The organism is Dyadobacter sp. 32, assembly GCF_902506755.1.
Classification (GTDB): domain Bacteria; phylum Bacteroidota; class Bacteroidia; order Cytophagales; family Spirosomataceae; genus Dyadobacter.
Map to the genome: position 1 here is coordinate 6,859,918 of NZ_LR735258.1, position 22,685 is coordinate 6,882,602.

General features: G+C 43.5%; 20 protein-coding genes and 1 tRNA gene. 10 read left to right on the top strand and 11 right to left on the bottom strand.

Annotated features, from left to right (window positions below):
- Positions 1 to 30: 30 nt before the first annotated feature.
- The 6 genes from DYADSP32_RS28005 to DYADSP32_RS28030 all read left to right on the top strand — a co-directional run bounded on the left by DYADSP32_RS28005 (position 31) and on the right by DYADSP32_RS28030 (position 6,974).
- Positions 31 to 384, top strand: a complete 354-nt coding sequence (locus DYADSP32_RS28005) for a PadR family transcriptional regulator (protein WP_149239670.1) — start codon at positions 31 to 33, stop codon at positions 382 to 384.
- A gap of 37 nt (positions 385 to 421) precedes the next feature.
- Positions 422 to 1,453 (top strand): energy transducer TonB, encoded by a 1,032-nt coding sequence (locus DYADSP32_RS28010; RefSeq protein WP_149239669.1) that lies wholly within the window; start codon positions 422 to 424, stop codon positions 1,451 to 1,453.
- Positions 1,454 to 1,598: 145 nt separating this feature from the next.
- Positions 1,599 to 2,117 carry a 3'-5' exonuclease gene (locus DYADSP32_RS28015; RefSeq protein ID WP_149239668.1) on the top strand — a complete coding sequence of 173 codons (519 nt, stop codon included), beginning with the start codon at positions 1,599 to 1,601 and terminating at the stop codon, positions 2,115 to 2,117.
- A gap of 70 nt (positions 2,118 to 2,187) precedes the next feature.
- Positions 2,188 to 2,364 carry a hypothetical protein gene (locus DYADSP32_RS28020; RefSeq protein WP_414618120.1) on the top strand — a complete coding sequence of 59 codons (177 nt, stop codon included), beginning with the start codon at positions 2,188 to 2,190 and terminating at the stop codon, positions 2,362 to 2,364.
- Between the two features lie 149 nt (positions 2,365 to 2,513).
- Positions 2,514 to 2,587, top strand: a tRNA-Ala gene (locus DYADSP32_RS28025).
- A gap of 397 nt (positions 2,588 to 2,984) precedes the next feature.
- The gene (locus DYADSP32_RS28030; RefSeq protein ID WP_149239667.1) at positions 2,985 to 6,974 is read left to right on the top strand and encodes a response regulator; all 3,990 of its coding nucleotides are present in this window, start codon (positions 2,985 to 2,987) and stop codon (positions 6,972 to 6,974) included.
- A 7-nt stretch (positions 6,975 to 6,981) separates the two neighbouring features.
- Here DYADSP32_RS28030 and DYADSP32_RS28035 read toward each other — a convergent pair whose 3' ends face one another.
- The 9 genes from DYADSP32_RS28035 to DYADSP32_RS28075 form a co-directional block, all read right to left on the bottom strand.
- On the bottom strand, positions 6,982 to 7,947 hold the full coding sequence (locus tag DYADSP32_RS28035) for a DUF5712 family protein (protein ID WP_149239666.1): 966 nt from the start codon (positions 7,945 to 7,947) through the stop codon (positions 6,982 to 6,984).
- Positions 7,948 to 7,974: 27 nt separating this feature from the next.
- Complete coding sequence (locus tag DYADSP32_RS28040) at positions 7,975 to 8,526, bottom strand: BfmA/BtgA family mobilization protein (protein ID WP_149239665.1); 552 nt, start codon at positions 8,524 to 8,526, stop codon at positions 7,975 to 7,977.
- Between the two features lie 286 nt (positions 8,527 to 8,812).
- On the bottom strand, positions 8,813 to 9,739 hold the full coding sequence (locus tag DYADSP32_RS28045) for a toprim domain-containing protein (RefSeq protein WP_149239664.1): 927 nt from the start codon (positions 9,737 to 9,739) through the stop codon (positions 8,813 to 8,815).
- Between the two features lie 220 nt (positions 9,740 to 9,959).
- Positions 9,960 to 11,165: a DUF5906 domain-containing protein gene (locus DYADSP32_RS28050; RefSeq protein WP_149239663.1), complete on the bottom strand. Its 1,206-nt coding sequence runs from the start codon at positions 11,163 to 11,165 to the stop codon at positions 9,960 to 9,962.
- Entirely contained in the window at positions 11,155 to 11,454 is a 300-nt protein-coding gene (locus tag DYADSP32_RS28055; RefSeq protein WP_149239662.1) for a helix-turn-helix domain-containing protein, read from the bottom strand. Before DYADSP32_RS28055 ends, DYADSP32_RS28050 begins: the two co-directional genes overlap by 11 nt.
- 66 nt (positions 11,455 to 11,520) lie before the next feature.
- Entirely contained in the window at positions 11,521 to 12,588 is a 1,068-nt protein-coding gene (locus DYADSP32_RS28060; protein WP_149239661.1) for a hypothetical protein, read from the bottom strand.
- Positions 12,589 to 12,592: 4 nt separating this feature from the next.
- Positions 12,593 to 13,828, bottom strand: a complete 1,236-nt coding sequence (locus DYADSP32_RS28065) for a site-specific integrase (protein WP_149239660.1) — start codon at positions 13,826 to 13,828, stop codon at positions 12,593 to 12,595.
- 726 nt (positions 13,829 to 14,554) lie between these two features.
- Positions 14,555 to 15,895: a transposase gene (locus tag DYADSP32_RS28070; protein WP_149239659.1), complete on the bottom strand. Its 1,341-nt coding sequence runs from the start codon at positions 15,893 to 15,895 to the stop codon at positions 14,555 to 14,557.
- A 513-nt stretch (positions 15,896 to 16,408) separates the two neighbouring features.
- Positions 16,409 to 17,551 carry an ATP-binding protein gene (locus DYADSP32_RS28075; protein WP_149239658.1) on the bottom strand — a complete coding sequence of 381 codons (1,143 nt, stop codon included), beginning with the start codon at positions 17,549 to 17,551 and terminating at the stop codon, positions 16,409 to 16,411.
- Between the two features lie 284 nt (positions 17,552 to 17,835).
- On the opposite strand from DYADSP32_RS28075, the gene DYADSP32_RS28080 reads away from it, so the two are divergent.
- The 4 genes from DYADSP32_RS28080 to DYADSP32_RS28095 all read left to right on the top strand — a co-directional run bounded on the left by DYADSP32_RS28080 (position 17,836) and on the right by DYADSP32_RS28095 (position 20,811).
- On the top strand, positions 17,836 to 18,768 hold the full coding sequence (locus DYADSP32_RS28080; RefSeq protein WP_414618121.1) for a sugar phosphate isomerase/epimerase family protein: 933 nt from the start codon (positions 17,836 to 17,838) through the stop codon (positions 18,766 to 18,768).
- A gap of 119 nt (positions 18,769 to 18,887) precedes the next feature.
- Complete coding sequence (locus DYADSP32_RS28085) at positions 18,888 to 19,523, top strand: MgtC/SapB family protein (RefSeq protein WP_149239657.1); 636 nt, start codon at positions 18,888 to 18,890, stop codon at positions 19,521 to 19,523.
- Positions 19,520 to 20,128 (top strand): hypothetical protein, encoded by a 609-nt coding sequence (locus tag DYADSP32_RS28090; RefSeq protein ID WP_149239656.1) that lies wholly within the window; start codon positions 19,520 to 19,522, stop codon positions 20,126 to 20,128. Before DYADSP32_RS28085 ends, DYADSP32_RS28090 begins: the two co-directional genes overlap by 4 nt.
- Positions 20,128 to 20,811: a DUF2490 domain-containing protein gene (locus DYADSP32_RS28095; RefSeq protein ID WP_149239655.1), complete on the top strand. Its 684-nt coding sequence runs from the start codon at positions 20,128 to 20,130 to the stop codon at positions 20,809 to 20,811. The genes DYADSP32_RS28090 and DYADSP32_RS28095 overlap by 1 nt, the downstream gene beginning before the upstream one ends.
- 204 nt (positions 20,812 to 21,015) lie before the next feature.
- Here DYADSP32_RS28095 and arsB read toward each other — a convergent pair whose 3' ends face one another.
- Both arsB and DYADSP32_RS28105 read right to left on the bottom strand, forming a co-directional pair.
- Positions 21,016 to 22,110 (bottom strand): ACR3 family arsenite efflux transporter, encoded by a 1,095-nt coding sequence (arsB, locus tag DYADSP32_RS28100; RefSeq protein ID WP_149239654.1) that lies wholly within the window; start codon positions 22,108 to 22,110, stop codon positions 21,016 to 21,018.
- A gap of 105 nt (positions 22,111 to 22,215) precedes the next feature.
- Positions 22,216 to 22,629, bottom strand: a complete 414-nt coding sequence (locus DYADSP32_RS28105; RefSeq protein ID WP_149239653.1) for an arsenate reductase ArsC — start codon at positions 22,627 to 22,629, stop codon at positions 22,216 to 22,218.
- Between the last annotated feature and the right edge of the window lie 56 nt (positions 22,630 to 22,685).

The following is a 22,685-nucleotide window of genomic DNA, read 5'->3' on the forward strand; positions in this document are numbered from 1 at the left end:
TATATATATTTGGATTGTAAATTTAAAATTATGGAAAACAACGCGACAAGTAACGAATATGTACGGGGTACACTTAAAACGATCGTTTTGAATTTGCTGGCCGAACACGATCGGATGTATGGTTATGAAATTACCCAGGAAGTGAAGGAAAGAACAGCCGGTGCAATCGCTTTGACATTTGGAGCACTTTATCCTGTATTACACAAACTGGAACAGGAGGGGCTTCTGGTTACTGAATCAGTTGAGGTAGACGGTCGTTTACGCAAATACTATTCGCTGACAACACCGGGCAATGAGGCTGCCCGTAATAAGACCAACGACCTGGAACGTTTTCTGGAGGCGGTTCGACTTTTATTGGCTCCGAGAAACTTAGTAGCAGAGTAATGACGATTTAATGGCTAATTTCTAAACAAGATAACCGATGAAACGCCTTCATGAGAATCGAATCGAATTATTAAAAAAGTATTTGCAAGCCGCGAAGGTATCTCCGGAATTGTTACCGGAGATACTTGACCATCTATCCTGTGAAGCGGAAGAGCGCCTATGGGATGGTAATACGTTTGAACAAGCCTATAAAGGGATTATTGAAACGGCAGATCATGAAACGCTTCTCGACTTGAATGCGGAGACGAGGTATCTGTTAGCCATGGAAAAGTCATTAAACGACATTGTTTTTGAGGGGAGGAATAAACTTTACGGTGCTTATGCATTGAGAAAGGGCTACAAGCAGACGATGCAGCGGGCGATGTTGTTGGGGGTAAGCATATTTATGCTGATGATCATGCTGCCCGACCTGTATGCCAGGCTGGTGCCGGAAAAAAAGGCCAAGGATATTGCCTATACCGTGGAGGTGATGCCAATTGACATTCGGCCTGAAAAAAAACAACCGAAACCGTTGCCGCAGCAACCGCCCCTTCCAGCGGCAAGAACTGTGAAAAACGTTGTTTTCAATGTGTTGCCCGACGAAATTGTGGAAGTTGATTTCACGCCCCCGGTTGCTGAGGAGTTTATTGACGCAAGTCCGGGGCAAAACACTTCGGAAGGCGTGGATGGGATGGGCCTGGTAGCGGAGCCAGTTGCCGCTGTTGAACCGCTTGTGGTAAACCCGGTAAACGTTAAGCAGGAGCCAGAGGAAGTTACTTTCGCAGAAGAAAGCCCACAATACGTTGGCGGTATGGACGGCATGCTGTCCTTTTTGCAAAAAAATCTTCACTATCCGGCTCAGGCCACGAGAATGGGGATTCAGGGTCGTGTTTTTATCCAATTTACCGTTGGCTCTGATGGCAGAATTGAAAATGTAAAATCAGTTAAAGGCATTGGATTTGGTTGCGACGAAGAGGCAGAAAGGGTTGTAAAACTGATGCCTCCGTGGAAGCCAGGAAAGCAATCGGGTAAACCAGTACGGGTTAAATACACCTTGCCCATCTCTTTTCAGTTGAACCGGCTAAACTAATCCGCAGGAGCGGAGCATATTTTTCGGAAAACTCCTCGTTCCTGCGGGGAGTTTTTTCTATTTTTGTGAACTCATTTGTACCTTTTTCCGACGATTAGCCGCTGATGGCTTTAAAGTTTTCAAACATTACTAATTTGCTGCCTTCATGTACGCCATCGTCGATATAGAGACTACCGGTGGGGGAGGAGCTGCCCGAATAACAGAAATTGCCGTATTTCGGCACGATGGTTTTCAGGTTGTGGATTTCTTCCATTCCCTGATTAACCCCGAGTGCTGGATCCCCCCATTTATCACCAATCTTACCGGTATCGACAATGCGATGGTTGAAGGTTCTCCTACCTTCGCGGAAGTGCAGGACGCCGTCAGAAGTCTCACGATGGATGCATGGTTTGTGGCCCATAACGCCAAATTCGATTACGGATTTATCAAAAGGGAATTTGGGGCAATTGATGAATATTTTCAACGTGACCTGTTGTGCACCGTTCAATTGAGTAGAAAAATTTTCCCTGGTTTGAAATCGTATAGTCTTGGGAATTTGTGTTCAAGTTTACAAATTTCGATAGAAAACAGGCACAGAGCGCATGGAGACGCCGCTGCTACGGTCAAACTTTTCGAACTGCTCCTAAATAACGACAAGCAGCGTTTAATTCCCAAAGACAGGTAGCAAACAAAAAAATAGGAATGATTTTTATACAATGGTGGTAAAGTAAGTTTAATTATAAACAATTACCGCTATGAAATCCTACCTGAGTTACCTTATTATTTTTCTCCTTGGCATAAGTCTTACCAGTTGTGAATTGGTTGGCGGCATTTTTAAAGGTGGCGTTTGGACGGGTGCCATTCTGGTCATTGGGGTCATCGTAGTTGTCGTATGGGCACTATCAAGAGCTTTTGGGGGAGGCAGGAAATAAACAATATATAACCTAAGTTAAATCGGAGTCGTTCAGATATCAATGGCTCCGATTTTCATATTATTTTTATAAAGTTTACAATATTATATGCCCGGTGCTTGCTAATCTAAATTCTCTGCTTCATCTTTGCACTCCGTAAAAGGAACCAAGGGGGATTAGCTCAGTTGGCTAGAGCGCTTGCATGGCATGCAAGAGGTCGTCGGTTCGAATCCGATATTCTCCACTTGATAATCAACCACTTACAAACAATTTGTAAGTGGTTTTTTTATTTAGGTCGAACATAGGTCGAACATTTTTATTGATCTTCTTTATGTTTTATTCCAGATTTTATGAATTTACCTGTTCATCAATAATATAATTTGGTATAACAGCATCGCCTGCCAGAATAATTTGACCTCCCTTTTATTGTTGGAATAGATTAAGCCTATCGTTAGTAGTGTTAATTCTATATATTTTTGTCGAAATACATAATATTTTGATGCATTCTGCTAAATTGCTCGTACGCACGTAGTGAAAATTGCGATTTGGAAACTAAGAATCCTTATGTTCACCATTTCTCTTATCACTTGTTTAACGGGCGGCAGTGTAGCTAGCCGATTAGAATAAACAGAAATTCATAAATGATTGATATAGAGAAATTTGTAGACAAGTTGGGCTCTGTCCTGCGAGTGGCTAGTGCGTTATGGTCATCAACGCCATTTTCGGTTTATTTACGATCTAATCAGTCCTTGTGGAAGATCTGTCGTTCAAGCTCAACCCAAATTGAAGGAGAATTTGCTGAGCATCTACTGAATCTTTTTCAAAGATCTGAGGATGATCAATTGAACAATTTACCGCAAGTATCTACTCTTCTTAAATCAGCAGAATCCGAACTAGCATGCTACATTGCTTCATGCTACATTGGAAAGGTTGACACCTATCAGCTACTCTTTGCATCAGATCCAATCTCGGGAGAACTAGTTAGGGAGGTCGATCTTCAACTACTAGCTGATTTCTCAGAAATAGCATATATCGCGGCAAGGCGGGTGGAAGAATCCGTTAGTGACATGCTCGGTAGCAACCTAATTGCTTTAAAGCAAGATGCAGTTGATAATCTCAACTGGGAAGCAAACATTTACCGTGCCTCCTTTGATCACTCCCAAAATTTCGTCTGCATACACGATATGAGGGGCGTGCTATATTCCGTAAATATTTCCGGTGCGAAGAACTTAGGGTACCAACCTTGGGAATTGACAGGTAAGTCACTAGCCCTTTTATTGCCCGGAGATTCCCAAAATGTATTGGACGGATATCTTAGAGAGATCAGGCAATTTGGAGAGTCAAAAGGGCTAATGCATATTCTGCACAGAGACGGCACAAGGATGTTATGGCAATACCAGAATAAGCTGATCAGTGGTGGGGTGGAAAATTTTGTAATCGGAAATGCTGTAGATGTAACAGATTCTTACAGAATAACAAAAGAGATGGAGCGGCTTCGCGAAATGCTCCACGAGACAAACAGGACGGCACGGGTCGGTGGCTGGGAGGTGGACCTCGCTCGGCAGAAGATTTATTGGGCGCAGGTAACACGCGAGATTCATGAGGTTGATCCCGATTTTGTTCCCACTCTCGACCAGGCATTATCATTTTACAAAGAGGGAAATAGTAGGGAACTAATCCAGGCTTGCGTCACCAATGCAATAGAACGGCAAGAGAATTACGATGTCGAGCTTGAACTTATAACTGCAAAGGGAAATGAGTTGTGGGTACGCGCCATTGGTAAGGCTGAATTTTCAAATGGTCAATGCATTCGATTGTTTGGCACTTTCCAAGATATCGATGACCGTAAAAGGAAAGAGCTAGAACTTTTCAAATCGAAGAAGCTTATACAGGAAGTGCTGGATTCGGCCGTCAAAATCAGCATTATCGCCACTGACCAAGACGGAATTATCACCATTTTCAACAAAGGCGCAGAAGCTTTATTAGGTTACAATGCTCTGGAGGTTGTCGGGTTGCGTTCACCTGAGTTCATTCACCTTGCGGAAGAAGTCAATGCCCGGAGCAAAGAGCTTTCCCAAATTTACCAGACTGACATATCTGGATTCAGAGCATTTGTCCATCTGGCGGAGATCCAAGGCTCCGAAACCAGAAACTGGACATACAAGGCCAAATCAGGGGAGCTAATCCCGGTCAACCTCACTGTTACAGTCATCAAAAATCATCTTGGCGAAGTAATCGGATATCTCGGTATCGCGACAGATATTTCCGATTACCTTTCCGCCCGACAATCGCTGCTCTCTGAACAAGCCAGGCTATCGGCCTTTGTAACTCATGCACCGGCTGCCGTAGCGATGTTAGATACCAATCTTTGCTATCTTGCCAACAGCTTAAAATGGGTTGAAGAATACCATCTTGAGGGCCAAAATATTTTGGGTCGCTCTCACTACGAGGTATTTCCAAATATCAGTTTAGAATGGAAAGCAATACACCAAAAATGCCTGGGAGGAGAAATTGCCAGAAATGATGAGGAAAGGTGGCGCCCGCCGGGGTGGGACACTGATCAGTTCTTGAGCTGGGAGGTAAGGCCGTGGTACCTTCTCAGTGGGGAGGTTGGCGGCATAATGATGTTTACGCAAGACATGACAGGCAATGTTTTGCAACGTGAAGAATTAAAAATCGCAAAAAAGGCAGCCGAAGCAGCGAGTATAGCAAAATCGGAGTTTTTGGCCAGTATGAGCCATGAAATCAGGACACCATTAAACGGTATTATCGGCTTTACCGACTTACTGTTAAAGACGGAACTAACTGCCGTTCAGAATCAGTATCTTAATATTGTTAACCAGTCCGGCACCACATTGATGGGTGTCATCAATGATATTCTCGATTTCTCTAAGATTGAGGCCGGTAAGCTTGAACTTGACGTTACCAAGTGTGACCTGCATGAACTGGTTTCTCAAACAATAGCAATAGTCTCTTTTACAATCCAACGGAAAGGTGTCGAGATTCTATTAAATATGTCTCCTACTCTTCCTAAGTATGTCTGGGTGGATGAGCTTCGACTAAAGCAAGTCTTATTAAACCTGCTCAGTAATGCTGCTAAATTTACAGATTCCGGAGAAGTAGAGCTAAGTGTAGATGAAATGGATACATCCAGTTCTAGACAAAGTGTTCGGTTTACAGTACGAGATACTGGTGTAGGGATAAGGGCAGATCATCTCGACAAAATATTTACTGCATTTTCCCAGGAGGACGGTAGCGTAGCAAAAAAATACGGTGGGACAGGCTTAGGGCTGACTATTTCGAATAGGTTGCTAGGAATGATGGGGGGCCATTTGACGGTGACTAGCGAAGTTGGAGTGGGTAGCACATTTTCATTTAACTTGTCTTTAAAAGTCGATAATTCAGAGCAACCCGTATTTGAAAAGGTTGCGCAAATTCAGAAAATTCTGCTTGTCGATGACAATGAACAAAACCTGATGATTCTGTCTTCAATTTTAGGACTTTTTGAGATCGAATCCAATTGCGCCAGCGATGCGACGACCGGCCTACATATGCTTGCACAAGAACGCTATGATGCGGCTATGATTGATTTCCATATGCCCGAGATGGATGGCATTGCAATGATCGGTGAGATCAGAAAAAAAACAAATTCAGAGCAATTACCGATCTTGCTATTACATAGTTCGTCTGATGATGGCACAGTCAATGATGCGGTTAGTGAATTTGATATCACAGAGCATCTTACCAAACCTGTCAAAATTAAGGATATTGAGAACTTTATCCATAAGATTTCAAAGCGAGCTGTTGTTTACTCATTAGGTAAACAGCCGGAGCCACCAAAGCCAATACTTCAAGAAGCTTTTCAAGTTTTGATTGTCGAAGATAATGAAGCAAATCTATTTCTGACGAAGATTTTAGTGCGCAGGCTCATGCCCAATTCCAGCCTTAGTGAAGCAAAAAATGGCCTAGAAGCAGTTGATCACTGCAAGCATAACCTTGCCGACCTAATACTGATGGATATTCAAATGCCAGAAATGGATGGATACCAGGCGTCAAGAGAAATCCGCAAGTTGCCTGGATTTGAAAACGTTCCAATTATTGCGCTAAGCGCCGCAAGTTCACAAGAAGATGTCGAGAAGAGCCAGCTGGCCGGCATGAGCGCTTATCTAACAAAACCATTACGTGAGGATGCACTTCGGCTTATGCTTATTGCGCAGATCAATAGTCAGTGTGATAAATACCTGCCCGTCCAGCACAACTCCACCGAAGAGCAGGGTGAATTGGAGTTTGATATAAAGAGCTTGCAAGCCACATTCCTTGACGACCAAGAATTTTTGTTGGATTTTCTTTCAGTAAGTAAGGAATCTATTCAAAAGACCATGTCACAAATAGACGAGGCTGTTCGGGGCAACAATATAGAACAACTAAGATTTGCGGCTCATAAGATCAAAGGTGTTGCCTCATCGACGTTTTTAAATCGTGTTGTCCGGCTTTCGGCTGAAATCGAAAATGGCCGATATGAAAATTTAGAAAGCATCAAAGTACTGCTCAGCGACATGGATGCTGCGGTAAATGTTGCCATAACGAAAATTAATCAAGTCGTTACCGACATGGAGGATCAGCCAATTTAAGGGTATGTTATTGGGTTCTACGAAGAGCCTTTGATCTTTTTATCCCTTTTTTTCTTCGGAGATGTTGCATTGGACCGTCTTCAGTGGAGTTTGATGGTTCAAGCATTACCTTTAGAAAATCCGCCGTTGATGTGCCCGTATCCGCCAGCATGTCGGCGGTGCTAGCAAATGTCAATTGGGCAACACCTCGAGCCAGTTTATTAGCCACTAATTCGCTCTGGTAGTTCCGCGAAGCAGCTCTTGCCAACACATCCAGCTGCTGCCGCTGCACCAATTTGCCGTTTTTTTGGACATTAGCGTAAGCCAGCGTCTCTTTAAGTTGCCTGTCAAACCCGAACTTGTAATCAAAAAGGCTCTCCCCGCTTTGTTTAAAAGCCACCCGATCAAACTGGCCCATCTTTTTCGAGTGCTCGGCATTCTTTCCGCGGGAGGTGTTCAAAGGGCTAAGCTTGATTTTATTCGTTGCATCTTTCCTGCTGACAATGACCTGTACGTGCATCTGATCGCCCTCCTTTCGTTCGCCGCGCATTCTTAGTCCTTGTTTGACCTCGGGGTCATGATAGCCATAGTAACGATAGTTTTCCAATTTGGCAAACCAGACTAGATCTTGATGCCTGCTGATGCCATCACGATTGAAATTCCGGGCATAGGCATCCATTACGCTGGCGGCGAATTCTTTCATTTGCTCTTTTGCCCCATCTTCGCCGTACTGCTTTTTCAGGAACGTAATCTCTTTCTGACTAGGACTGATATTGACCAAAAAGAATTTGGCATCCCCCTTGCCGAGCTTAGCGATATTGTTATCGATCTTAATGACGACCTCGTAGGGACGGATTTCGGACCGCTGCCCGTTAAACCAGTGCTCTACTTTTTGCTTAGGGGCTAGCCGGTTCTCTTTTTCCAGATAATGTACCAGCCCGCTGCTACTCACTTTATTGTTGGCTTCCTTACTGTCGGTGATATTGATAAACATGATTTGTTAATCTGTTGTTTGCTTTGCTTACAATAAATTGACCTGCCTTTTGGTAGCAGCAATCAGCTCTTCTTTCTCCCTGGCCGGTGTCATCATGCCAAACGAGTCTCTGGATTTGATATAGCTGTCCAGAATATATAGGAACTGTGCTTTCAAGAGCTCCATGCTCCGTTGGCTTTTCCTGATCGTTTCCATCAGCGCATCGGTTTCCCTGAGCCTACGTACCAGGTCGTTCTGGCCGTGGAGAAGGTCTGCATTAGCTTTGGCCACTTGGCTGTTAAACCGCTGAACAAGCTCATCCTGCGATTCAGCTACCCGCTCCATTTCGGTCTTCATCGGGATGAGCAGTATCTCTTCCTGCTTGCGGATAAAGCCGATGTAATCCTTATGGCTTTTCATCAAGGCATTCTTCAAAAGCTCGTCATTCAAATCCGAGGGATCCTTCTTGCTTTTATAGAAATAGTCCACCATTTGGATAAAGACTTGCCGTTTTGTCCGCCCTAATTTAAGTGCGATCTTTTCAAATTTCTCGTCCACGGCAACAGGGTACCTGACCGATTTTACATTGATATCTTCCATATGTTAGCTTTGTTTGATGGCAATTGGCCCAGGGGGCCTAAATGCCTTAATTTGTGTATCAAGAATACCGCCTGGTATCCTGTTTTCTTTTCTCTCACCCGCGAAAACATAGCGGCGTATCCCCGGAGGATACGCAAAACCCCATTTGCAGCGCAAATGGCAAGCAAAGTAGGGCTCTGCCCAACTTCCGCTTGCTCCTTTTCTTTGGCAAGAAAAGGACATGGTTGGCAGCTATCGCCGCCATCTGATCTTCGTACGGTTTTTGGGGAACTACTGAAAATAACACTCACATGCGCAGTCCCCGCGATCTTTTTGGCCCTTGCTGTTTGATCTGCTCTTCACGCTGTTTGCTTGCGACCAGCATCTGGTTCAGGTCCTTGCAATTTTGATAAATCCCAGACGCGTCAACGAAGTTGATCCCGGCATGCTCGAACTTTTCCAGCAGCCTATTACCAGCAGCATCGTGGTCTGGGTAAACGAAAACCGTTCGGTAATTTCTGAGGACATCCAGGCTGCGCTCCGCCAAGTTCACCGAGTTCAAAACGACAAAGTCGCTCCGAACTGGCTCCGGTTTTCTTAGCGTTAGAAATGAGAGGAAATCCGTGAAGCCTTCCATGACGCAGACGGATTTGTGTTTGCGCTCGATATGGGTTATGTCTTTCGGGGAAGTACTGCCTTTGAAGTACTCGCTTCTCAGCTCATAGCCGCCCGACCGGTTTTCAAAACCGGTAGCAAAGTAGTTTTTATCGCCGACCTGATAGTAGACCTCCCGGCAATAAAGCTTGGCAATTTCAATATCGATGTGCCGTGATTCCAGGTATCGGGTGATCGCCGGGTTGTTGCCTAAATCCTTTGTGCCGGTGATCTGAATAGCATGCTGGTCTGGCCCCTGTGTAACGCCCCTGCGTATATGTAAACCGGTCACTTTAAAATGTTGCGGTTGAAAAGAAAAAAGTCCAGAGTTTAGTTTTTCCAGGAGTGTTCTCGTGTCGCAACGGAAAAGCTGTCGGCCCAAATCGATAACATCTCCTCCCTGACTATTTCCGTGATCATAATATAGGTTCAGCTTGGCGTTGACCTTAAAGGAGGGAGTCTTCTCATCCCTGAATGGAGAGAGGTACCAATGGTCTTGTCCCCGGACATACTGGGGATGGATATGGCAGTGTTTCAAGAGCTCTACAATAGGGATCTCTCTGGCTTGCTGGCAAGTCATAGTTTTACTGGGGTTAAAACTTGAAAAAATTGATGAATTGATGCGAAAGGATTCTAACTTATTGTATTTCAACCGCTTATGTCCGCATCAGAAAAGCATCAAAATGCATCAAGGCCTGCATCGCTACTTCGGGTTTGATGCGCGTTGATGCGGATTTTGATGCGCTGTAAATATTTATTAATCAATTAATTAAATATGATGCGCATCAAATCATCAAAAATCAGGGTAATTCATTGAGCTCATTTATGCGCTCTCGGGTAAGGGTATAGTACCTACCTTTTCCGGTCTGTTCGAAGACAGTACCGTCAGTCAGAAATCTATATACCGGGTATGTAAGAGAATTGCCTGCCGGGCTCAATTTCCAGGCACTTTGCAAGATCCGCTTAATCTGAGAGACGTCTTTGAAACGGATGTGCTTTTTGTTAAGCCATTCCTGGACATCCCCGGTACAGAACCGGATTTCGTCCAGGTCTTTTTCATCGGCGATCGTCAGCAGGATATGAGCGATCTCTACTTCCAGCTTGTTGCGGTTCTGGTTGAGCAGTTTTTTCAGCGCTGGTGTCGCGATTTGCTCAGCGGTAAACCACATGCGTGTTTTACTCGGCTGGACAAAGTCCCGACTTATCAGAAAATGCAGAAACGAAGGAATCTGCGCTCTCAGCTCCTCAAGCAGATAGTGGTTCTCTGATTTGAGTGGCGGCACCTTTCTGACCCAGTACCGGATCTCTCCGGGCTCTGCAATAATGAAGTGGTCCTCGTTGTTGCTGCAAAGTATGAACTTACCGAAGAACTCGATCTCCTGCCGGTCGAAGCCTTTCGCTTCCACTTTGTAGAATCGTGCCGTGCTTAAGTTCTTGATCCGCTCGGAATCCTCCTTTCTGTCCAGAAACGTTTCGTCCACGCCGATAATAAGCCTCTGGGCCCACTCGATGTTGAAGTTGGAGCGGAAATCCTCATTGCTGTTGATGGTCATGTTTTCTCCAAATATAGACTTGACAAAATGCAGGAATGTGGTCTTTCCCGTTCCACGCTCTTCGCTGACAAGGCACAGGATCGGAAGGATCTGTGTCGGTCGTTCGAGCAGGATTTTAAAATAGTCGTAGCCCATCTCGATCTGCTCTCCGAAAATGTGGGTCAGGAACCGGAAGATCGCTGATGCGTCTCCCTGGCTGGCCGCGTGCTGGAACGACTGGTAGCGGTTGTAGAACCCGCCGACCTTTTGTTGGTAGTCCAAATGGCTCGGAACAAAACAAAATCCGTCGTAGCAATCCACTTGGTCTTTCAAATAGTCGCGGCTATGATCCAGCCGGATGCATTCGGCCGACCAAGGGATCAAAGAGGAAATCGTGTCGCCGGAAGATAGTGGCCGGTTGACTTTCTTAAAGTAACTGGTACCAATGCGCAGATAAACCGAATCATCTTTCATGACTACCTCCGATTTTTTGTTGGCCGTTGGCTATCCATTCCAGAAGTTCCTTGCGGGAGAAAAGCAGCTTGCCCTCCATTTTACAAAAAGGGATCTTCTTTCTTTTCACCAGCCCATAAATGGAAGTCTCTTTGTATTTGGTAAGGCGTGCCGCTTCCTTGGTGTCCAGCAAGGTGTCACTGGCATCGGCCGCAGTCTCGGGTTTTGACTCTAAAACCCGGCGCAGTGAAGATTCGATCAACTCTGATAACTGCTGATCGTTCATTGAAACTAGAACTGTTGTGCTCATCCCTTTTGCGTTTTGGTGATGGGCAAAGCAAGGCTAGAAAATCGGGGAAAAACAATATAAAGTTGACTAAGTCAGGTCATGGACCCCGTACTCATTTACTTTCCTTAATGTTTTCAAAACATTTTTAGAATGTGGGCTATCAGTCAGATTGGCAATGCTCTGCACGATATTTCCACGTGCTTTATTGATGTTGCTTCGAAGACTTTCAAGCTTCGTTTTTGAATAGCAGGAAAAAGTATCGAGCAGCAATTGACAGTACCGATCGAGACCAATATTGTTCCGATCTGTATTTAGCTTATAAGTGGCATGCATGAGCAGGTTTAAAACCCGCTCATAGTTCCCCGGAGGCATTTCAAAGTACTTGTGTTCAGGTCGGGGCAGTCTGCCTCCCTTTTCTTCGAACATCATCCCTAAGAGCTGCAACACTTCCTCTTCACTTGTAAAAAATTGAATCGAGCCCACTGCCTTGCATTTCCACGCATCTACCAAGATCAACCACATGGCTATGATTTCATCAACAGCATAGTCCAGCGGAATTCGCTCCGGGCCCTTCGTTGGCGCTTCGGCCACTGGCAATTCTTGCTTCTGCATCACAACTAGAGGTTTGAAATTAGAAAGACGAAGCGCATTTACTCTATCGCCACACGCACGCACAAGGTAAGCCTGGATAAATCCGAGCGCGTATAAACAGGATGGAACAGCAAATCCCTCGAAGTACAAATGATAGGAGCAAAATTCAATGAATTGCTCCAAATGAGCGATTTTGCTTTCGATATCAGGATTATAAAGAATGGATACTATTTGTTGTGGATATTCTTTCATCGCGTCGAAGTACCCTCTTGCAAATTCCGCTCTCAGTTCGTCGGCATAAGATTCGGAGATTGGGCTATGATGGTCTATGATGACATTCTTCCGATCTTTCAGGTCGAAAATGGCTTCCAGGTTCGGTTCACTGAGAAATAACGGCGGCGTTGCTTTATCAGCAATGTTTTCAAAGTGGAAGTTGCGTGCTAGGTAGTCTGCATTTCCTCTGCGAAAAACATGATCTACAAATCTTAAATATGGAAACCGTCCCTGATCGTCCAGATTTATACCGAGATCAGGATCGAAGCCGGGCAAATTGAAAAAATACATTCGTTCAAAGCGTTGAGTTGATCAAATCATCTAAGATCGGGTCTCCGATGTCTTCCAGATAAATATCGGTAGTCTTCAAACTGTCATGTCCCAGTGACCTCCCGATATTCTCCTTCGAAACCCCGTTTCTACGGAGCGTGGTTGCATAGGAATGTCGGGCCACGTAAGTAGTCAGATTCTTCTGAATGCCTAAGATTGAACCCAATTCTTGTAACTCTTTGTTAACCCGCGTCCGAATCTTCTGCTTTCTATATCTAATCGACTGTATGCTGTCGTGTCTTTTGTACAATATTGGGAAGATGTAGCCCGCATCGCTATTGCCTCGAAGGTTTCGGTAAAAATCAAGGATCCGCATAGCTTCTGGATGGAGCTTAAAACGAAATTCTTCCTTGGTTTTCGACCTGATATATTCGAGTTCGTCATCAACAATGTTATCCCATTTTAAACTTGCAAGATCCGTAAAATTGATTCCTCGGCAATAAAAACTGAAAAGGAAGTAATTACGTGAATTAATCAGTGTATCATTCAATGGATCTATCTCCAGTGCTGAGATTTGATCAATCTGCGATTTTTGGATCGCTCTTTTTTTGGTCCTAGGGTTGTTGTATTTGCCAAATGCGAGCTCTTTAAAAGGGTAGTGAGCTTCGGGACAGAATTTTTCCCGGATTGCCACCTTCCACATCGTTCTGAAAGTTCTTAGATAAACACTTCTTGTAGTAATAGCGCATCCGCGTTCCATCAAGTATTCTTCATATTTCTTCAGAAAATTTAGATTGATAGATAGGAGATCTCTGTCTTTGTTTTTTACAAACCCTTTCAAGCTGCTCAGCGTAAATTTAAAGGTGTCAGCGTAGCCAATCCGGTTTTGCTGATTGAGTACAGAAATATGGTCGTCAAAGAGCTTAAAGAGTGATTTACTCTCTGGTTCCTTTGTAGCGCCGGTCAAACTACGTACCACAGCTTTTATTTCGTCGAATGTGGGCTTCCGACCCTTTTTTCCTTCGGAAATGATCAGGAAATCTAGCTCTGAGATGATTGTCCGCAGTAGTAGATTGATCTCCTGATGCTTTGGATGACCGCGTGCAACTTGCTGTTGACTAACTAACCAATTTTCTTGTTTACAGCTCTTCTTTGTGCTGACTAACTGGTTCTTACGATCAATAATGATGCGGAGCATTATCGGATACTCGCACGAATCATTAACTTTGGAAGCTAGGATAAACTTGGTTGAGAGTGCCATCAGTGCATATTTTGATCAAAATTAGGTCGAACATAGGTCGAACATTTCTTGTCTAAGGATAATTAAGCAAACTTAAAGAAACTCAATTAACTAACTAATATTCAATATATTAGGCTGTTTTTTATAAAAATCAAATATACAAAAAATCCTCAAAAATCTGGATGGCATGCAAGAGGTCGACGGTTCGAATCCGTTATTCTCCACCTAAAAAACAAGCACTTTGACGAAAGTTGTAAGTGTTTGTTTTTGTTAAATAAAATATTTTTCTGGGAATTGAGTTTGTTTAGATTGGACGCCCGACACTCACATTTTTTCAAGTATCCTTCGCCTTGCTTTGTGTCATACTGTTCAAACGTGTCATCTAGGTTACCTACAATCAATGATCCCTTAAACAAATATGCGGAGGGTAGCCGGGGCATTCAAGTGGTACACCGATCATCCTGAAAAGTAGGTGAATGGTCGATAGTTGGGGGTGTTTCAGGGTTAAGTAACGGGAGTTCCGGGTTTCAGTTTTATCGGCCTCCCTTGAAAATTCCCTTGTCGATCTCCTTGGCGTGTAGTCTCAGGATTCGATTGGGGAGTTTTAGTTTTTGATTGAGGGTGTCGTATGGGAAAAGTACAATTTTGGTGACTTAATATGGCCTACTGCTTCAGTTTATGAATTAAATGGACATAACTATCCTCCCCAACTTACAAGGTTAGATTTTTCGTTTGCGCTATTGAGAATTACGCAGCTTGCTTTTTTGGGAACGTTTGCACTGTCGGAGCTTTTTTAGCCATTTTAACCGCGTTTGCGGTGAATACACCAAAAAATAGCCATATCATTTCGGTTCCTTTACTTCTGGCTTTGATTTTTCGAAGTAGATAATGGTTTTTCTCGTTTCCAAAACTGCCCTCCATTGATGAGCTTCTGGCTTTATTGAGAATTCCTTTTATTTGTTTTTCCTGTTTATCTTCTTTCCTTGGTCCCTTTTTGTCAAAATTCGTGATGAGTTTACGACTTGTGCAAAAACGTCTATTTTCATTGGTCGGATAAATCCTGTCTGCCGATATATGAGTACATTTTTCGAAATGTTTTTTGTGCTTTAATATACTTATTTTCAGTCTTTTACATTCATTAAAATTGTTAAAGCTAGCATATTCGATCACATTAATACCGTCTACCTGATTCATGTGAACCTTCATTCCAAATTCCACATCTTTGTTTTCTTTTCCTCGTTTTATAGGCCTTACATATGGTTTAGCAAGGGAAACTATACGATCTTTAATCTTTACGCCTGGGTAGTTGAATAGCTGCCTTTGTTGCTGTAAAATCAGCTTAATAGTACGAATACGAGCATAATCTGCTGCGGAAAGTTTGCCGCCTTGCGTTTGATTCAGAAGTTGTTGCAGACTCTCTATACCTTTCTCAACCAGATGTAATAGTGAGAGTTTTCGAGTTTTCGTTTTGCGTCGCGACTTCCTTTTTAACTTGCTGTATATCAAGCATTTTTTCCTCTGCTGATCAAACTTGGATCTTGGAACTTTAAGCTTAAAGCTGTTGCATACATTAGGAATGGTTTTGTCCCATAGCCATAAACAACACTCCCACAGCAGCTTAACGTCGGTCGGGTACCGAATATAGCTTTCGTAAGCCGTCGCGTCAGCAAGCATCACGTGACTATTCTCGAGATTCGGTTTCCACTTTTCTAGCATTTTTTGCTGCATTTGTTCCACACTCACATGCTTTGCTAAGTAAGATCTTATCCTTGACACAAATGAATTGTCCTTAATTGATTCATTTTCAGCTAATAGTACTCCGCAGAACAACTGCATTGCCCAGTCCGTATTAAAACGGTCAACTAACTTTTCATCACTAAGCCCAGTATAATGTTTAAGAAACATCAGGCCAAACAACCCCTTTGAAGATAGCCAGGAAGGTGATCCGCGGAGCGTCTTTTTCTCTGGTAATAGCTCGGACAAACCGTCCCAATTGATAGAAGCATGGATCTTACCTAGTTCCGACTCCTTGAAAATGTACCATTTTGAAGAGTAGTGAAAATCAGCAGGAAAAAGTGTAATTTGCATATGTTTATGTTAAAGCTTGGTAACCTTAAGATAAACAAAAACCCCGAAATATCCCAGCATTGGGCTTTTTCGGGGTTAATTTTTGTCGCAAATAACTAAAAATCAAGTCGTTATTTGGCGTTTGGTTACCCTTTTATCGTTGCGGCACCAATTCAATGTATGGATCCCCAGTGAGCCATTATTCTTTGAACAGGGTCACTTTTATCTCCGCTGAGTTGGGCACAGAGAGGATGTTGAAGTTAAATACGCGCTTTGATGCTGCAATCCTGTTCAAACATTTGGCGGATTAATAGAAAAAAGTCTAGTGACACTACCTTAAAATTTAGGTATTGTGGCGGATATTTGAAACTGGTAGCTTTGCATAACAATTCACTTCATTACAAACTAAAAGCAAGAATTTTCATAACGTTGAGTAAATGGAACGCCCTTTCACTTTGTGATTGGGCTGTTTTTTTGGTACTACTGGTCTTGTCACGGTTCTACGCTGGCAATATTTTAAAGCGCACTATTTTGTCATATCAATCTATCCAATTCATTTACCGCATACACGATGACATCCGATCTTTTTTGAGACTCATTTCCACCGTATACAAGAATGCTCTGCGCTTCGGGAGCAATTTTTTTGAAGTATTTAAGCCCTTTAAAAAAGTCGGTATTGATGGTTTTTCCGGACTTTATTTCAACTGCTTTCAGGTGCATGCCTTCCTGAATGAGAAGGTCTATTTCGTTTTGGTTGCTATCCCGCCAATAGTAGATCTGGGGGCGTCGCCCCTGGTTAAAATACAGTTTCATTACTTCCAGGATAACAAAATTTTCAAAAATAGCTCCTTTGGCAAAGTGGATAGCCAGATCTTCCTTTCTTCTCAATCCTAATAAATAACAGAGTAGACCCGTATCATAAAAATACAATTTTGGAGCCTTGGTGATTCGCTTATTGAAATTGTGATAGTAAGGCCTCAATCGAAACACCACATAAGAAGCTTCTAAAACAGAAACCCAGGATTCTACGGTCTGGCTGTTCACTCCCAGATCATTGGCGAGTGCTGACGCATTAAAAACCTGTCCCGCTCTGCCCGCCAGCAGTAATATGAAATTCTGAAAAAGCGACAGGTTTTGAACCTGTATGAGCTGGCGAACATCTCGCTCAATATAGGTTTGAATGTAGGTAGGGAAGAAGTCTTCCGGAGCTGCGTGGTGGTGAATAACCCTGGGATAGCCTCCTGTAAAAATGAAATCTTCGACCGATGGTTTTTCCGAAAGTTCAAAATAGGATAGTGGTAAAAGTGTCAGGATGGCAACTCTTCCCGCCAGTGACTGCGTAATTTTCTCCATGAGCAGAAAGTTTTGAGATCCAGTGAGGATGTATTGCCCGCTTGTGTTTAGCTCGTCGGAGAAAACCTGTAGGTATGAAAATAAATGGGGAACATTCTGAACTTCATCAAGAATCACGTTATTGCGGTGTCTTTCCAGAAAGTTACGAGGATCCAGTTCTGCCATCCTCCGTTGATCGGGCAGCTCAACATTTACATACTCGAAATCAGGAGATACCAGCCTGGAAAAGGTAGTTTTTCCTGACTGACGTGGTCCCGAAATAGATACGATCGGGAATTGGGTAAGCAAAGTTTGCGCCTTTTTCGTTAATGCTCTTGGAATCATTTTATGCAAAAAGAGAATTGGATTGTTAAATTACATAATTTTGGTTTACCCGCCCCAAAATTGCCCGAAGTTTTCCTTCGAAATCACTGGCGTTGTGGCGTGCATCGGTAACAGTTTTTTTGAGAATTTTGCCGATGCTTTGACTTTACCTGAATTCCAACGTTTTTTAAGTAGTACTCCAAGCTGTCCTTGTATCATATTTCCCAATCTTTTTCAATGTAATCTGCAAAATTAGAATTTATCTATTTTGCGTATTTAATGATTGATCTATCCGTACGTCAGAGATGAACTATCAATTGAACCATGTAATTTACCTAAGCTTCCTGCTGACCTGCAGTATGCACAATGGTTATGCTCAAGTGCAGAATGGAACCGATAATATCTTTGCAAGGGACAATCTTATTGCGTGGTGTATCGTACCGTTCGACGTAAAGGAGCGAAGCCCGGAGCAGCGTGCTGCCATGTTGAACAAACTGGGCATTTCCATGTTGGCTTATGACTGGCGTGATAAGCACATTCCTGAGTTTGATGCGGAAATTAAAGCGTTGAAAAAACACAACATTAGGTTGCAGGCTTTCTGGTTTCATTCGGGTTCTGATCCCGAAAAGGATAAAACCTTGCCGATCATTTTAGATGTTTTAAAGCGTAATGGGGTCAAAACGCAAATATGGTGCATGATCTCAGGTATCAAGGATATGGACAAAATGAGCCAGAATGAAAAAATCGAGGCGGTGGGCAGGCCGGTTAAATACATTGCGCAAAAGGCCGGTGAAATTGGCTGCTCAGTGGGCCTATACAATCACGGTGGCTGGTACGGTGTACCAGAGAACCAGTTGGCAGTGATTAATTACTTGCAAATGCCCAATATTGGCATCGTTTACAATTTTCACCATGCGGAAGAGGATATTGACCGCTTTGCTACATTTTTCCCGAAAATTTTACCGCACCTGATGGCCGTGAATCTAATGGGGCTTCAAAACGGTAATCCGGTGAAGGTCGTGCCGATCGGTGAGGGGGACGCTGAGGCCGAAATGATGCGGGTGATGAGGGAGAGTACTTATCGGGGGCCTGTGGGGATCATCAATGAAGATACAGCGCCCGACGCAGAAGTAGGACTCCGCATGAATATGGATGGATTGAAGAAGATTCTGAAAGAACAGTGGGATAAGGCAGCATTGAGAACGTATCGGCATAGAAAAGTGGAGAATAGAAAATGAATGTCCTGATAAATTCATGCATGGGCAAAAGTCGGACTCGCTTAGACGAGAGATAATTTCACGATAATTTCAGGCATAGTTTTGTAGTGCATGAACGAACACCAAAACTATTTGAAACGATGGGATTTACGATTGAACTGGCTGATTTAATCAGTATGCTGATGGCAATTCTTTGTGGCGGGATCATTGGTTTTGAAAGAGAATACCGGAATAAATCGGCGGGTTTCAGAACCATTATTCTAATCACACTTGGTTCCACTATTTTTACGATCGTGTCGCGTCATGGTGCTGGAACAGATGACAGGATCTCCGCCAATATCATAACCGGAATAGGTTTTATAGGGGCGGGCGTCATTTTTAAGGATCAGTTTTCGGTGTGGGGATTGACGACTGCGGCCGTCATCTGGACATCCGCTGCTATTGGCATGACCACCGGGATCGGGTATCATGCGCTTGCTTTTGTATTTACGATTATTACACTGTTAATTTTGTTGATGGTGACCAGGATCGAACGGCTCATTGGTGCCCTGAAACAGGAGAAAATGCTAAGCGTTACGTTTCGGAACCCCGAATTCGGGCAGGTGAAGATGCTGGAAAATAAACTGCTGCTGCGGGATATTAAGATGGAACAGGTTCAGATTAGCAAGGATAATGATATGTTAAACGTGATTTGGCTGGTATCCGGTAAAAAAGAATATTTGCTTACGCTAACGAGTATTCTGGCCCGTACACCTGAAATTAAAAGTTTTAAATGAACAAATACAATACTGTGATCGATCGAAAATGCTTTCAATATTACCTGGCAGGGTTGCTTATGGCACTTTTGTGCGCGCCAGCACTGGCCCAGAAAAAGTACGAACGCGAATATGATATAAAACCTGAGGCTGTTCCGGCACGGGCTATGAAATTCATTTCGTCAGTTTTCAAGAATTCCAGAATCCGCTGGTATGGAGAGGAAAGTCTCACGGGTAGATCCATTGAGGCGAAATTGAAAGATTCGGGTAAGTGGTACAGTATCGAATTCGATGTATCCGGGCAAATTCAGGATATAGAGATCCGGATTAAAATGAATCAAATCCATGAAAAAGCAAGAACGTTGTTGAAAGATAATTTGAGCAGGGTATTTACCAGGTACAAAGTTACCAAGACACAGCTGCAGTGGAAGGGAAATGAAAATGCACTTAAACAAGCTTTGTTGAGCGATAAACTGCCGGAAGGTGTAGAGACACGGTACGAACTGGTGTTGAGGGCTACAAAAGATAAAAAAGCGGGTTATTATGAGGTGCTTTGTGAAAGTAATGGTGCCATTGTGCGCATTAGTGAAATAGTACAACGTAACGCTGATAACCTGATTTACTGATGCTTAGACATATTTTGTTGTGCTTGGCACTTTGCTTGCCTCCTCTATCTGTATTCTCTCAGGAAAATTACCGGGCAGGAACGTTGCCTCAGTTCAATTTGAACTACAAACTGGGTAAGAATTATAAATTAAACACAAAGCTGGAATCACGTCAGATATTCTCTGAAAAAAAAACCGACAAGCTTGCCAGCCACAATTTGCGATATGAACGAACCGACCTGGCAGTGATTCTCTCGAAGAAAATATCCGTGGATAATACTTTCGGGGCAGGTTACATGATCCGAAGGGGAGATGGGAGGTTTACGCATCGCCTCATTCAGCAATTAACGAATGTGCGGAAAATGGAAAGTTTACGCATGGCGCACCGATTCGTTGCGGACGAAACCTTCACTGCCGGAGAGCCGGTCGAATTCAGATTGCGTTATCGCCTTGGACTGGAAAAGGCGCTCAACGGGCGTAGCATTGATCCAAAGGAATTTTATTCAAAATTTACGAATGAATATCTCGGTATCTTGGCAGATGGCACCCCGGATCTGGAAATCCGTGGAGCGTTTGCGATAGGCTACAATGCAACAGACGCCAATAAGGTTGAAATGGGTGTTGAATACCGTGTCAACGAGTTTAACGAATCCGTCAGGGCGCAGCAATTCTGGATAACCGTGGCGTGGTTTATTAGTTTATAAACTGATTCCGAAAGTTTCTTTATTCTTTGATGGGAAAACGGCTGGTTCCATGCTGAAAAGTTAAATTACAAATACGAGGCCGTTGAAATTAGCCAATGGGCGCGTCTATTGAGATACTTCGTACATGCTGATTTCAACATTCCAGACTGAAGCAGGAAATTGGTACAGGCTAGCCCGCTCTGGCTGCCATCAATCACAATCCAATCATACACTTCTATGTGGTGTCTGGATATTTTCAGTTTTATAGTACTTATCACGCAGCCAGAAAGCTACGTTAACGAGTGCAATCAAAGCAGGGACCTCCACCAGCGGCCCGATCACACCTACAAAAGCCTGCCCGGAATTGATCCCAAATACACCAATTGCAACCGCGATCGCCAGCTCAAAATTGTTACCCGAAGCTGTAAAGGCAATGGATGCGTTTTGAGAATAATCAGCTCCCTGCGCTTTGGCCACAAAAAAGCTGACCAGAAACATGATCACAAAGTAAATTACAAGTGGGATAGCAATCAGTAGCACATCTCCTGGCAGCTGCACGATCAGCTCGCCCTTCAGGGAAAACATTAAAATAATCGTTGATAACAATGCCACCAACGTGATCGGAGAAATGAACGGAATAAATTTCTGTTCATACCAATGCTCCCCTTTAAGTGCGGTCAGTCCAACACGACTCAGCACGCTGGCAGCAAATGGAATGCCCAGATAGATACCAACGCTCACTGCAATTTCAGCGATGGTTATATTCACGGCCAATCCTTTCAAACCAACCAACGGAGGCAGAACGGTTATGAAAAAATAGGCATAAAAACTGTAAAGTAAAACCTGAAAAACACTGTTTAATGCCACCAGCCCGGCAGCATACTCACGGCTTCCTTCCGCCAGCTCATTCCAGACCAGCACCATGGCAATACAGCGTGCGAGGCCAATCAGGATCAAGCCGATCATGTATTCAGGATGGTTTGGAAGAAAAATAATGGCCAGAAGAAACATCAGCACAGGTCCGATGATCCAGTTCAGGATAAGCGAAACGGTCATGACTCTGGTGTTTCTGAACACCTCCCCCATTTTGTTATATTTCACTTTGGCAAGTGGCGGATACATCATCAGGATCAGTCCAATAGCAAGTGGAATGTTTGTTGTACCACTTGAAAAAGTATTAATGTAAGCAGGAATGGAAGGCACAAAATTGCCCAATCCTACGCCGATTGCCATGGCTATGAAAATCCATAAAGTTAAATAGCGGTCAAGAAAGCTGAGTTTCTTTCTGTTGGCCGCGGGGGGGCATTGTGATGCAGACATAAGTGTTAGCTTTTGGCGAATAGCGATTAGCCCGATGGCTGCTCACGCTCCGGATTTTTTCATTAAATCGGTTTTGAATAAACAACCTGACCTGAAACTGATTTGTTAAAGATTTGCCTTCACAAAATCCTCACAGTATTCCTTGATCATTTCCCTGACAGCCCGGAATTCCGCTTTCACTTCTTCGTCACTACCGATTGCTTTGGCCGGATCCGGAAAGTTGTGATGGAATTTCTTTGCATTTGTCGGAAAATACGGACAACGCTCTTTGGCATTGTCGCACACCGTGATCACAAAATCGAAGTCGATGTTTGTGTATTCATCTATATTGTTTGAAGTATGGTCCGAGATGTCAATCCCATCTTCGGCCATAATCTTTATGGCTTTCGGATTGACACCATGCGTTTCAACACCCGCACTATAAACGACGGCTTTATCGCCGGAAAATCTTCTGAGATATCCTTCTGCTATCTGGCTGCGGCAGCTATTGCCCGTGCAGAGCACTAGTATTTTTTTCATGTGGATTATGCTTTTAGGCGTTAGCTATCAGCAGTCGGCCTTTTTGATATAACTAA